General features: G+C 66.5%; 14 protein-coding genes. 5 read left to right on the plus strand and 9 right to left on the minus strand.

Features of this window, described 5'->3' with window-relative positions; translation table 11 throughout:
- The 5 genes from BR47_RS31420 to BR47_RS0125330 form a co-directional block, all read right to left on the minus strand.
- Positions 1-222, minus strand: a 222-nt coding sequence (locus tag BR47_RS31420) for a transposase family protein (protein ID WP_029118606.1), incomplete at its 3' end; no start/stop codon positions are given.
- A 161-nt stretch (positions 223-383) separates the two neighbouring features.
- Positions 384-773 carry a nitrite reductase small subunit NirD gene (gene nirD / locus BR47_RS0125315; RefSeq protein ID WP_020103521.1) on the minus strand — a complete coding sequence of 130 codons (390 nt, stop codon included), beginning with the start codon at positions 771-773 and terminating at the stop codon, positions 384-386.
- A gap of 13 nt (positions 774-786) precedes the next feature.
- Positions 787-3,303 (minus strand): nitrite reductase large subunit NirB, encoded by a 2,517-nt coding sequence (gene nirB, locus BR47_RS0125320; RefSeq protein WP_020103520.1) that lies wholly within the window; start codon positions 3,301-3,303, stop codon positions 787-789.
- 137 nt (positions 3,304-3,440) lie between these two features.
- Positions 3,441-3,848 (minus strand): hypothetical protein, encoded by a 408-nt coding sequence (locus tag BR47_RS33335; protein WP_155987080.1) that lies wholly within the window; start codon positions 3,846-3,848, stop codon positions 3,441-3,443.
- Entirely contained in the window at positions 3,839-4,597 is a 759-nt protein-coding gene (locus tag BR47_RS0125330; protein WP_029121194.1) for an isocitrate lyase/PEP mutase family protein, read from the minus strand. Before BR47_RS0125330 ends, BR47_RS33335 begins: the two co-directional genes overlap by 10 nt.
- A 145-nt stretch (positions 4,598-4,742) precedes the next feature.
- Between BR47_RS0125330 and BR47_RS0125335 the strand changes: the two genes are divergently transcribed.
- From BR47_RS0125335 to BR47_RS33610, 5 genes are all read left to right on the plus strand, one after another.
- Positions 4,743-5,027: an Rv0250c family protein gene (locus BR47_RS0125335; protein WP_020103517.1), complete on the plus strand. Its 285-nt coding sequence runs from the start codon at positions 4,743-4,745 to the stop codon at positions 5,025-5,027.
- A gap of 94 nt (positions 5,028-5,121) precedes the next feature.
- Complete coding sequence (gene sdhC, locus BR47_RS0125340) at positions 5,122-5,949, plus strand: succinate dehydrogenase subunit SdhC (RefSeq protein WP_029121195.1); 828 nt, start codon at positions 5,122-5,124, stop codon at positions 5,947-5,949.
- Positions 5,950-6,011: 62 nt separating this feature from the next.
- Positions 6,012-7,916, plus strand: coding sequence for a fumarate reductase/succinate dehydrogenase flavoprotein subunit (locus BR47_RS0125345; protein ID WP_029121196.1), 1,905 nt, complete (start codon positions 6,012-6,014; stop codon positions 7,914-7,916).
- A 2-nt stretch (positions 7,917-7,918) separates the two neighbouring features.
- Positions 7,919-8,671, plus strand: a complete 753-nt coding sequence (locus BR47_RS0125350; RefSeq protein ID WP_029121197.1) for a succinate dehydrogenase/fumarate reductase iron-sulfur subunit — start codon at positions 7,919-7,921, stop codon at positions 8,669-8,671.
- 209 nt (positions 8,672-8,880) lie between these two features.
- Positions 8,881-9,042, plus strand: a complete 162-nt coding sequence (locus BR47_RS33610; protein ID WP_090563021.1) for a hypothetical protein — start codon at positions 8,881-8,883, stop codon at positions 9,040-9,042.
- A gap of 1 nt (position 9,043) precedes the next feature.
- Here BR47_RS33610 and BR47_RS0125360 read toward each other — a convergent pair whose 3' ends face one another.
- From BR47_RS0125360 to rfbA, 4 genes are all read right to left on the minus strand, one after another.
- On the minus strand, positions 9,044-9,529 hold the full coding sequence (locus BR47_RS0125360) for a flavin reductase family protein (RefSeq protein ID WP_020103512.1): 486 nt from the start codon (positions 9,527-9,529) through the stop codon (positions 9,044-9,046).
- Between the two features lie 69 nt (positions 9,530-9,598).
- Positions 9,599-11,005, minus strand: a complete 1,407-nt coding sequence (gene rfbD, locus BR47_RS0125365; protein ID WP_029121198.1) for a dTDP-4-dehydrorhamnose reductase — start codon at positions 11,003-11,005, stop codon at positions 9,599-9,601.
- 14 nt (positions 11,006-11,019) lie between these two features.
- The gene (gene rfbB, locus BR47_RS0125370) at positions 11,020-12,018 is read right to left on the minus strand and encodes a dTDP-glucose 4,6-dehydratase (RefSeq protein ID WP_029121199.1); all 999 of its coding nucleotides are present in this window, start codon (positions 12,016-12,018) and stop codon (positions 11,020-11,022) included.
- The gene (gene rfbA / locus BR47_RS0125375; RefSeq protein WP_020103509.1) at positions 12,018-12,887 is read right to left on the minus strand and encodes a glucose-1-phosphate thymidylyltransferase RfbA; all 870 of its coding nucleotides are present in this window, start codon (positions 12,885-12,887) and stop codon (positions 12,018-12,020) included. Before rfbA ends, rfbB begins: the two co-directional genes overlap by 1 nt.
- Between the last annotated feature and the right edge of the window lie 30 nt (positions 12,888-12,917).

A 12,917-nucleotide genomic window follows, 5' to 3' on the forward strand; every position in this document is an offset into this window, starting at 1 on the left:
GAACACCTCAGTGGTGCCCATATCCAGTGAACGCCACCGTCGTCGGCCCCGGCCCTGGTCGTACCAGCGGGCCCGCGCACCGCACAGGCCACACCGCCCCGCCGCGGCGCGCAGCGGCCGGACATGGGCCACCAACACCTGCGCCATCTCGTCGAACTCGACGTCCTCGACGACCGTGTTCTGGACGCACAACAAGACCCGCCATAAGCTGGCATCCCGCACGCCGTTCTCCGCTCTATTGGTGACTGACCTTCGACAAGCCAGAAACCTAGACCGAGAACGGCGTTCGGCTATTCAAACCCCAAAATCACCCACACATACGTCAACAGAGCCAGGAAAGTTGACGGCTCCGGACGAAGACTGTCGGGGGAGAACGAGCCCGGCTAAGCCGCTGCGTCGACGCCCAGCGGACCGATCTCGACCAGCCCGGCCCACACCCGGATGGGGTAGACAGGCAAGCGCACCGAGGGATCATCAAGGCAGACACCGTCATCCAGGGCGAACGCCTGCTTCTTGATGGGGCTCTGCACGCAGGCCCGGCCGGCCCGGTCACCGACGAGGCCCCGTGACATCACCGCAGCGCCGGAGAACGGGTCGATGTTGCCGACGGCGTAGAGCGATCCATCATGCAGGCGGAACAGCGCCGCCTGGGAGCCGTCGGGCAGCAGCACACCGGCACCGCGGCCGGGCACCAGCCGGTGGTACGAGCAGACCGCGGTCCACTCCGAACGGTCTTGGTACTGAGCAACTTCGGACAGGTCGTTGAGAGTCATCGTGGCCTCCTGATCAGCTCTTGGCGGGCGGGACGGTGGGCATGCCGATCGGCACCTTGCGGCCGTTGCGCTCGGTGAACGCGATGGTCGGGTCGGCGACGTCAGGCGCGTTGACGAACGAGACGAACTGGGTCAGCTTGGCCTTGTCGTCCAGCACGCCCTTCCACTCGCAGGAGTAGCCGTCGACGTGCCGTTCCATGGCGGCTTCGAATTCGCTTGCCAGACCGAGAGAGTCGTTGCACACGACGTCACGGACGTGGTCCAGGCCCATCTGGTCGACCCACGGCGCCGTGCGCTGCAGCCGGTCCGCGGTGCGGATGTAGAACATCAGGAACCGGTCGATGTAGCGAACCAGGGTCTCGTCGTCGAGGTCACCGGCCAGCAGCTGCGCGTGGGCGGGCGTCATGCCGCCGTTGCCGCCGACGTACAGGTTCCAGCCGGTCTCGGTGGCGATGACGCCGACGTCCTTGCCGCGGGCCTCGGCGCATTCCCGGGCACAGCCGGAGACGCCCATCTTGATCTTGTGCGGCGACCGCAGGCCGCGGTAACGCAGCTCCAGATCGATAGCCATCTGTACCGAATCCTGTTGCCCGTAGCGGCACCAGTCGCTGCCGACGCAGCTCTTGACGGTGCGCAACGACTTGCCGTACGCCTGCCCGGACTCCATGCCGCCGTCGACCAGACGCCGCCAGATCTCCGGCAACTGGTCCACGCGCGCACCGAACATGTCGATCCGCTGGCCACCGGTGATCTTGGTGTAAAGCCCGAAGTCCCTGGCGATCTCACCGATCAGGATCAGCTGCTCCGGGGTGATGTCACCACCCGGGACGCGCGGCACCACCGAGTAGCTGCCGTTCTTCTGGATGTTGGCCAGGAAGTGGTCGTTGGAGTCCTGCAGCGCGGCCTGCTCGCCGTCGAGGATGTGGCCACTGCTGGTCGACGCCAGGATCGAGGCGATGGCGGGTTTGCAGATGTCGCAACCCTTTCCGGTGCCGAACTTCTCGATCAGCCCGGAGAACTTCCGGATCTCGGTGGCCGAGATGATCTCGAAGAGTTCGGCCCGCGACTGCGGGAAATGCTCGCACAGCGCCTTGGACTGCTCGACGCCCTGCGCTTCCAGCAGCTGTTTGAGCAGCGGAACGCAGGAGCCACAGGAGGTTCCGGCCTTGGTGCAGGCCTTCAGGCCGGCGACGTCGGAGCAACCTCCTTCGATCGCACCGCACAGGTCGCCCTTGGTGACGTTGTTGCAGGAGCAGATCTGCGCAGCGTCCGGCAGGGCGCCTACACCGAGAGCTCCTGCGCCGTCACCGGATCCGGCCGGGGCGATGAGCGCCAGTGGGTCACCGGGCAGTGCCTCGCCGACCATCGGGCGCAGCACGCCGTATGCCGACGCGTCGCCGACCAGGATGCCACCCAGCAGGGTCTGGGCATCGTCGGACAGCACCAGCTTGGCGTAGGTCTCCTTCACCGGGTCGTTGACGACGACCTCCAGGCAGTCGGGCGTAACGCCCTGCGCGTCACCGAAACTCGCGACGTCGACGCCGAGCAGCTTCAGCTTGGTCGACATGTCGGCCTCGGGGAACTCGGCGGCGCCACCGAGCAGGCGGTCGGCGACCACCTCGGCGGTGGTGTAACCGGGACCGACCAGGCCGTAGCACCGGCCCTCGACCGCGGCCACCTCACCGACGGCGTAGATGTCAGGATCGCTTGTCACGCAGGACAAGTCCGTCAGGACGCCACCACGCTCGGCCATGTCCAGACCGGCGTCACGGGCCAGCTCGTCGCGCGGACGCACACCGGCGGCGAAGATGACCAGGCCGGCGTCGATCAGCGTGCCGTCGCTGAGCAGCACGCGCACGCCCTCGTCGAGCGGCTCGATGGCGTCTGTGCCGACGTCCAGGTGCACCGAGATGCCCAGCTTGCCGATCATGCGGGCCAGCAGCGCACCACCGGCGTCGTCGAGCTGCTGGTTCATCGGACGGGGCGCCCGCTCGACGATGTGGGCCTGCATGCCGAACTGGCGCAACGCATTCGCCGCTTCCAGACCCAGCAGGCCACCACCGATGACCACACCGGTGTTGTTGCCGTGTTCGGCCGAGCGCTGCATGGCGGCGCGGATGCCGTCGAGGTCGTCCAGGGTGCGGTAGACGAAGCAGCCGTCGAGCTGGTGACCGGGCACCGGCGGCACGAAAGCGTAAGAGCCCGTGGCCAACACCAGCTTGTCGTAGGCGATGCCGCGACCCGACTCGGTCACCACCGTCTTGGTGGCGCGGTCGATACCGCCGACCTTGTCGGCCAGCACGAGGTCGACGAGGCCGTCGCCGTCATACCCGTTGCCAGGCAACGCCAGCTTCGACCGGTCCCAGTGCTCGGTGTAACCCGTCAGCCCCACCCGGTCATACGCGGCGTCCGCTTCTTCGGACAGCACGGTGATGCGCCATTGGCCCGCGGCATCCCGCGAGCGCAGCGCCTCGACCAGGCGGTGCCCGACCATTCCGTGGCCAACGACCACAAGGTTCTTCGCGTCCATGCCCCAAAAGGTAGGGAGGCGATATTGCGAATTGTGTTGCCGCGTGTGAATCGACCGTCACGCTCTTCTCACACCAGTCGGCAAACGCCGGTGAAGTGCGTGACCCCGGTCATATACCTGGGCTGACGTCCGCCGAACTAGCCGACGCCGGCGGGCGGGACGGTGGTCGGGGTGGTGTACGGGTTGTAGATCGTCGTCGTGGTGGTGGTCGTCCCGTAACCGGAGGTGCTCGACGGCGTGTAGGTGCTGGTGGACGTGGTCGTCTCGTCCGTCGTCGACGTATCCGACGTGCTTTCCGTCGTCGTTGTCGTCGTGGTCGTGGTGGTCGTCGTCGTGGTGGTGGTCCGCGTCGTCGTCCGCTTGGTGGTGGTCGGATACGTCGTCAGCACCGTGGAGTCACCGACGGGACCGGACGGCTGCTCGGACTCGTCGGACGTCTGAATCACCTGGTAGATCAGGATGATCAGCAGGATCGCGGCGGCAACGCCGGCGGCCCACCACAACCCGTAGTTCTCCTCGGCGCCGTCGGGGTCGCTCACTGCCACCGCGCCAGAATATCGGCGGCCACCGTCCCGAGAGCGCGCTGCAGGAACGGCCCGAAGCTGATGCGGCCGACGCCCAACGGGCCGAAGGACGCGGGATCGTCGGACTCCGGGATCGCGATGGCGTTGATCGGCAACGGCAGGTCGGCGGCCAGGCGGCGATAGGTGTCGTCGTCATGGCGGCCCACCGGGTACAGGGAGTCCGCGCCGGCCGCTGCGCACAGCTTCAGCCGCTGCACCGCGCGCTCGTACCGGTCGGCCTCGTCGCCGATCTGGCGCAGGAACAGGTCGGTGCGCGCGTTGATCACGACGTGGACCCCGGAAGCGTCTGCCGCCCTGCGCAATTCACCGACCAGGTCGGCGTGCTCCTGGGCGTCGCGGATGCGGCCGCCGTCCTTGTGCACGGTGTCCTCGATGTTCAGACCCACCGCGTCCGCGGCCAGCAGGCCGGAGATGAGGCGGCTCGGGGCCTCGCCGTAACCGGATTCGATGTCGACCGACACCGGCACGTCGACTGCCGCGGTGATCTGGCTGACGCGCGTGGTGAGGTCGTCGAACGACATGCCTTCGCCGTCGGGCTTGCCCACCGAGTCGGCGACCGGGTGGCTGCCGACCGTCAGCGCGACGAACCCGGCGGACACCGCCAGCTTCGCCGACCAGGCGTCCCACACAGTCGGCAGGACGACCGGGTTCCCCGGCTGGTGCAGGGCCAATAGTGCTTCGGCGCGCTGCGCCAGAACCGCGTCGGACATGGTCATACCGTACCGACCACCACTGCGACGACATGCCGACACCGTCCCCACAAACGTGACCTGTCTCACTTTCATCTCCGGATCTGACTAGCATCCGGTGTCGTACTGTGATTTATGACACCCTTCAGCCCAAGGAGGTCGCCCGATGTCCACCACCACTGAGCTCACCGAACTGCACGAGTTGATCGGCAATTTGCGTCGGTCCGTCAGCTCGCTGGCCGCCAAATACGGGGACTCCCCCGCCACCCGCCGCATCGCGAATGACGCCGAGCGCCTGGCCGTCGACATCGAGCGGCTGGACATCGACATCGAAGAGCTGGAATTCAGCCGCGGCATCAAGACCCAGCACGCCAAGGAAAAGATCGTGATCCCTGACCACGACTACTCCAGCGAATTCTGGAACGACCACGACGGTGGCGTCGGCGGCTGACCGACTTGGGCACGACGGTCGTCGTGCCCATCACCGGCCCGTCCCACAACTTCATAGGTAGGCCCTGCCCCCAACCGAAATCGAGGATGCTTTCGTGAGCGCACCCGCCGCCAACCGCCCCGGGAACGGCGTCTTCTCCCCCACGCGTGCGCAGATACCGCAGCGCACCCTGCGGACCGATAACTGGCTCAAATCCCCGATTCTCATCGACCTGGGTTTCGCGGCGTTCGTCATCTACGCGACGGTGCGCGCCTTCCAGCGGGACCACTTCTACGTCGCGGACTATCACTACCTGACGCCGTTCTACTCACCGTGTCTGAGCGTCAAGTGCGGTGCGGCCAGCGAGTTCTGGCCCCAGATTCTGCCGGCCGACGGACCGCTGTCGCTGATTCCCTTCGCGGCGCTGTCCCTGCCGTTTCTGCTGCTGTTCCGGCTGACCTGCTACTACTACCGCGGCGCCTACTACCGCACGGTGTGGCAGTCCCCGACGGCCTGCGCCGTCGCCGAACCGCACGCCAAGTACACCGGTGAGACGCGATTCCCGCTGATCATCCAGAACACCCACCGGTACTTCTTCTACATCGCCGTGATCATCTCGGTGATCAACACCTACGACGCCATCGTCGCGTTCCACTCGCCCAGCGGTTTCGGCTTCGGGCTCGGCAACATCATCCTGCTGGGCAACGTCATCATGCTGTGGGTCTACACGGTGTCCTGCCACTCCTGCCGGCACGTCACCGGCGGCCGGCTCAAGCACTTCTCGAAACACCCTGTGCGCTACTGGATCTGGACCCAGGTCAGCAAGCTGAACACCCGCCACAAGCTGTACGCGTGGATCACCCTCGGCACCCTGATGTTCACCGACTTCTACGTCATGGCGGTGTCGGCCGGGTGGTTCAGCGACCCGAGGTTTGTCGGATGAGTTTTGTCGGCAACGAAACTTTTTGATTTTCAACGCTGTTCACAACAATTTGGAGTTATTTCATGGCTGAACTCGAACGGCACGAGTACGACGTCGTCGTAATCGGAGCCGGCGGGGCGGGGTTGCGTGCGGTCATCGAGGCCCGGGAGCAGGGCCTGCGCGTGGCGGTGGTGTGTAAGTCGTTGTTCGGCAAGGCCCACACCGTCATGGCCGAGGGCGGCTGCGCCGCCTCGATGCGCAACGCGAACTCCAAGGACAGCTGGCAGGTGCACTTCGGTGACACCATGCGCGGCGGCAAGTTCCTGAACAACTGGCGCATGGCCGAGCTGCACGCCCGCGAAGCACCGGACCGCGTGTGGGAACTGGAAACCTATGGGGCGCTGTTCGACCGCACCAAGGACGGCCGGATCAGCCAGCGCAACTTCGGTGGCCACACCTACCCGCGCCTGGCGCATGTCGGTGACCGCACCGGCCTGGAGATCATCCGCACCATGCAGCAGAAGATCGTCTCGCTGCAGCAGGAGGACTTCAAGGAGACCGGCGACTACGAGGCCCGTATCAAGGTCTTCCACGAGTGCACCATCACCGAGCTGGTGAAGGACGGCGACCGGATCGCCGGCGCGTTCGGCTACTGGCGTGAGTCGGGCCGGTTCGTGCTGTTCGAGGCGCCCGCCGTGGTGCTGGCGACCGGCGGCATCGGCAAGTCGTTCAAGGTGTCGTCGAACTCCTGGGAGTACACCGGCGACGGGCACGCCCTGGCACTGCGGGCCGGCGCGACGCTGATCAACATGGAGTTCATCCAGTTCCACCCGACCGGCATGGTCTGGCCGCCGTCGGTGAAGGGCATCCTCGTCACCGAGGGTGTGCGCGGCGACGGCGGAGTCCTCAAGAACTCCGAGGGCAAGCGCTTCATGTTCGACTACATCCCCTCGGTGTTCAAGGGCCAGTACGCCGAGACCGAGGAAGAAGCCGACCAGTGGCTCAAGGACAACGACTCCGCACGCCGCACTCCTGACCTGCTGCCGCGCGACGAGGTGGCGCGCGCCATCAACTCCGAGGTCAAGGCCGGTCGCGGCACCCCGCACGGCGGCGTCTACCTCGACATCGCGTCGCGCATCCCCACCGAGGAGATCAAGAAGCGCCTGCCGTCGATGTACCACCAGTTCATGGAGCTGGCCGAGGTCGACATCACCAAGGACGAGATGGAGGTCGGCCCGACCTGTCACTACGTCATGGGCGGCATCGAGGTCGACCCCGACACCGGCGCGGCGCGGACACCCGGCCTGTTCGCGGCCGGCGAGTGCTCGGGCGGTATGCACGGCTCGAACCGGCTCGGCGGCAACTCGCTGAGCGACCTGCTGGTGTTCGGCCGGCGGGCCGGCCTCGGAGCGGCGCAGTACGTGAAGGCGCTGCCCGCACGGCCGGCGGTCTCCGATGACGCACTGACCACCGCGGCGCGGGAAGCGTTGGCGCCGTTCGACGAACACGTCGGCGCGGAGAACCCCTACACCCTGCACACCGAGTTGCAACAGGCGATGAACGACCTGGTCGGCATCATCCGCACCAAGGAAGAGATCGAGCAGGCACTGCTCAAGCTCGACGAGCTCAAGCGCCGGATGCACAACATCACCGTCGAGGGCCACCGGCAGTTCAACCCGGGATGGCACCTGGCCGTCGACATGCGGAACATGCTGCTGGTCAGCGAGTGTGTGGCCAAGGCCGCGCTGGCCCGCACCGAGAGTCGCGGCGGCCACACCCGCGACGACTACCCGGAGATGAGCGCCGACTGGCGCAACATCCTGCTGGTGTGCAGTGCCGGCGGCGGCGACCCGATCGTCCCCGACGTCACCGTCACCCCGGAACAGCAGGTGCCGATGCCCGCCGAGCTGCTCGCCTGCTTCGAGCTGTCCGAGCTGGAGAAGTACTACACCGACGCCGAATTGGCCGCCCATCCGGAACGGAGCTAGCGATGAGCAACAGCTACCAAGCCAATCTGCGGGTCTGGCGCGGGGACGACACCGGCGGCGGCCTCGATGACTTCAAGGTCGAGGTCAACGACGGTGAGGTGGTGCTCGACATCATCCACCGCATCCAGGCCACGCAGGCCCCGGACCTGGCGGTGCGGTGGAACTGCAAGGCCGGCAAGTGCGGGTCGTGTTCGGCGGAGGTCAACGGCCGTCCCCGGCTGATGTGCATGACGCGGATGTCGACGTTCGATCCGGCCGAGACCGTCACCATCACGCCGCTGCGGGCGTTCCCGATCATGCGCGACCTGGTGACCGATGTGTCGTTCAACTACGAAAAGGCGCGCCAGATCCCGTCTTTCGCGCCGCCGAAGGACCTCAAGCCCGGCGAGTACCGGATGCAGCAGGAAGATGTCGAGCGATCGCAGGAGTTCCGCAAGTGCATCGAGTGCTTCCTGTGCCAGAACACCTGCCACGTGGTGCGCGATCACGAGGAGAACAAGCAGGCATTCGCCGGGCCGCGCTTCCTGATGCGGGTGGCCGAGCTGGACATGCATCCTCTGGACACGCTCGACCGCAAGGACATGGCGCAGGACGAGTTCGGCCTGGGCTACTGCAACATCACCAAGTGCTGCACCGAGGTCTGCCCCGAGCACATCAAGATCACCGACAACGCGCTGATCCCGATGAAGGAGCGCGTCGCCGACCGCAAGTACGACCCGATCGTCTGGCTGGGGAACAAGCTCTTCAGGCGGTAGGGCGCGCGGTGCCGGGGCGTGACGCCCGCCTTGGTAGATGTTCGATCTGAGGCCGTCAACTTGCCTTGACGGTCAAGGAAAGTTGCCGCCTCTGGCCCGAACATGCCACACGAGAGCAGCCGGTTCCGCCAGATTGCCGATCCGCCGGGGACGGCGATGTTTCGGCGTACGCTCGGAAGGGCAGCCAATCCGTGACGAAAGGCAGCCAGATGGGCCAATCAGAAACGCACAGCGTCAACGACATTCGGACCGCGATCCGCGAACTCTCCCTGCGCGCCGAACTGGCCCGCAAGGAAGGGCGGCCTGACGACGCCGCTGAACTCGAGGCGCGGGTCGCGGCGTATCGGCAGGAATTGGCCGCCAAGCCCTGACTCACGCCTCCAAGCGCCGGAATGCGCTGCGGTGGAAGACCATCGGCTCGACGTCGGGGTTGATGACGATGTCGCTGATCGCCAGCACCACGATGGTGTGATCGCCGGCGGGGACCAGTTGATCGATCGACGTCTCCAGCCACACGCTGGTGCCGTGGATGAACAGTGCGCCGTTGTCGCGCAATTCGGTTTCCATGCCCGCGAACCGGTCGCCGGTCTTGGCGGCCAGGGTGCGCGCCGCGGCGTCGTGTTGCTGACCCAGGACGCTGATGCCCAGGGCCGGCAGGTCCTTGAGCTTCGGCCAGGTGGTCGACGTGTTCTGCACACAGAACGACACCAGCGGCGGCTCCAGCGACACTGGCACGAAGGTGCTGGCGGCCAGGCCGACCTTCTCGCCGTTGACGTGGGCTGCGATGGCGACGACGCCGATCGGGAAGTGGCCGAACGCCGCGCGCAGGGATGCCGGGCTGAGATCTGTAGAGCTCATAGTCCGTCCATCTTCACATGACGCTCCCCGAGCCACCCGAGCAAGCGTCCGCTTGGCGGGAATGCGCCGCTAGCGGCTCAGGTAGCGCGCCAGCGAGTCTTCGACCGGCCGGGGTATGAATCCCGTTGATTCCAGCTTCTGGTTGTCGAGCACGCTGTTGCGCGGGCGAGGGGCCACCGCGCTGGTCGCCGAGGCGAAATAGGCGTCTGTGCTGACGCCCGTCACCCGCGCCGGATCGTGGCCGGTGAGCTCGAATACCCGGCGGGCGATGTCCGCCCATGACGTCGCCGGGCCCGAACCGGTGACGTTGTACGTGCCGTACGGCGCACCGGTCGTCGTCAGGTGGCGGATCGCCCGGGCCAGCTCGGAGGTGAACGTCAGCCGCCCGACCTGGTCGTCGACCACGGACGGGTCCACGCCGCGCTCGGCCAGCGACGCCATGGTCCGGACGAAGTTGCGGCCGTCCCCGATAACCCACGACGTCCGCAGGACATAGTGCCGCGGCACCGTCGCGACGATCTGGTCGCCGGCCGCCTTGGTCTGGCCGTACACCCCGAGCGGGGCGATCGGGTCGTCGTCCCGGTACGGGGAGTCGGAGGTTCCGTCGAAGACGTAGTCGCTGGAGATGTGCACCAGTGTGAGGCCACGGACCGTCGCGATACGGGCCAGCGCCGCAACGGCGGTGACGTTGACGGCCCAGGCGTCGGCTCGCCCACTCGGGGTCTCGGCCGCATCCACGGCGGTGTACGCGGCGGCGTTGATCACGGTGTCGTAGTCCTGCCACCGACGGGCGCTGTCCAGGTCGCCGGTCAGGTCCACGTCGTCGCGGGTGACGAACTCGACGCTGGGATCATCACCGTATTCAGCGCGCAGGGCCCGGCCGACTTGGCCATTGGCGCCCAGTACCAACGTCTTTCGCGGTGCGACCGGCTGGATGTCCGCCAGCCGGGGATGCGTCCGGTCCTTGGCCGAGAGCTCGGCGCGCTCAAGCGGAATCGGCCATTCGATGGCCAGCGTCTCGTCGGCCAGGTTCACCGAAACATATTGCGCGTCAGGCGAATAGTGGTCGTTGACCAGGTAGACGTACGCAGTGTCGGGCGCCAGCGTCTGGAACGCGTTGCCGACCCCACGGGGCACGAACACCGCCCGCGACGGATCGAGCTCGGCGGTGAACACCGCCCCGAACGTCGGGCCGTCGCGCAGGTCGACCCAGGCGCCGAAGATCCGGCCCGTCGCCACCGAGACGAACTTGTCCCACGGTTCGGCGTGGATGCCGCGGGTCGTGCCCGCGGCGTCGTTGAACGAGATGTTGTTCTGCACGGGCCCGAAGTCCGGCAGCCCGAGCGCCGTCATCTTCTCACGCTGCCAGTTCTCCTTGAACCAGCCACGGTTGTCGCCGTGCACCGGCAGGTCCCAGATGGTCAGGCCGGGAATCGGTGTGGCAGTGGCGGACAACGGTTTTCCGTATTCGGTCACGGGTTGCCCATCACTCACTGGCCCTGGCTGGCGTAGCGCGCTTCGGTGGCGTCCTTGACCGGGCGCCACCATGCCTCGTTGTCGCGATACCAGACGATGGTGGCGCGCAGCCCGTCGGCGAAGTCGACATACGTTGGCTGCCAACCGAGTTCGGTGCGCAGCTTGGTCGAATCGATGGCGTAGCGCAGGTCGTGGCCGGCGCGATCGGTCACGTGGTCGTAGTCGTCGGCCGGCTGGCCCATCTGCGTCAGGATCATCTCGATGACGGTCTTGTTGTCCTTTTCGCCGTTGGCGCCGATCAGGTAGGTCTCGCCGAGGCGCCCCTTCTCGATGATCGTCAGCACGGCGGACGAGTGGTCGTCCACGTGGATCCAGTCCCGCACATTGCGGCCCGCGCCGTAGAGCTTCGGCCGGATACCGCACAGCACGTTGGTGATCTGCCGTGGAATGAACTTCTCGACGTGCTGATAGGACCCATAGTTGTTGGAGCAGTTGGAAATTGTGGCGCGCACGCCGAACGAGCGCACCCACGCCCGGACCAGCAGATCACTGCCGGCCTTGGTCGACGAATAGGGCGACGACGGGTTGTAGGCCGTGCGTTCGGTGAACTTGGCGGGGTCGTCGAGTTCGAGGTCGCCGTAGACCTCGTCGGTCGAGATGTGGTGCAGCCGGGTGCCGTGCTTGCGGACCGACTCCAGCAGCGTGAACGTCCCGACCACGTTGGTGTGCAGGAACGGTTCCGGTTCGCGCAGCGAGTTGTCGTTGTGCGATTCGGCGGCGAAGTGCACCACGACGTCTGTCGTCGCCATCAGCTCGTCGACCAGCGCGGCGTCGGCCACGTCACCCAGGACGAACGTCATCCGCTGTTCGGGCAGGCCGGCAAGCGACTCCCGGTTGCCCGCGTAGGTCAGCTTGTCCAGCACCGTGACGTGATGGTCGGTGTGGTCCAGGACGTATCGGACGAAGTTGGCGCCGATGAATCCGGCGCCCCCGGTGACCAGCAGCCGCGCCATCAGTACCCCCTGCTCAGCAGGTCCAGCAGGTACGTGCCGTAGCCCGACTTCACCAACGGCTCGGCGCGCTCGCGCAGCTCGTCTCCGCTGAGATAGCCACGCCGCCAGGCGATTTCCTCGGGCACCCCGATTTTCAGACCGGTGCGACGCTCGATGGTCCGCACGAATTCGGCGGCGTCGGTCATCTGATCGAACGTCCCGGTGTCGAGCCACGCCGTGCCGCGCGGCAGCACCTGTACGCGTAACCGGTTCTGCGCCAAGTACGTTCGGTTGATGTCGGTGATCTCGTACTCGCCGCGGGCACTGGGCTTCAGCTCGCGGGCGATCGACACCACGTCGTTGCTGTAGAAGTACAGCCCCGGCACGGCGTAGTTGCTCTTCGGCACTGCCGGCTTTTCCTCGAGCGAAACCGCGTGCCCGGCATCGTCGAATTCGATGACGCCGTAGGCGGAGGGCTCGGCGACCCAGTAGCCGAAGATCGCGCCGCCGTCCACGTTGTTGAACCGCTGCAGCTGCGTGCCCAGGCCCGGGCCGTACAGCAGGTTGTCGCCGAGGACCAGCGCCACGCTGTCACCGCCGAGGAAGTCAGCACCGATGGTGAAGGCCTGCGCCAACCCATCGGGCGACGGCTGCTGGGCATAGCTGATCGAGACGCCGTACTGCGATCCGTCGCCGAGCAGCCGTTCGAAACTCGGCGCGTCGAGCGGCGTCGTGATGACGAGGATGTCGGTGATCCCCGCCAGCATCAACGTGGACAGCGGGTAGTAGATCATCGGCTTGTCGTAGACCGGGATCAGCTGCTTGGACACCCCGGCGGTGACGGGGTGTAGTCGCGTGCCCGCGCCCCCGGCCAGGATGATGCCTTTCACCCGGCCATCCTGACATACGCGCACCGCGTC

Origin of the sequence: Mycobacterium sp. UNC410CL29Cvi84 (genome assembly GCF_000686745.1) — a bacterium.
In the GTDB taxonomy this organism is placed as follows: Bacteria; Actinomycetota; Actinomycetes; order Mycobacteriales; family Mycobacteriaceae; genus Mycobacterium; species Mycobacterium mucogenicum_B.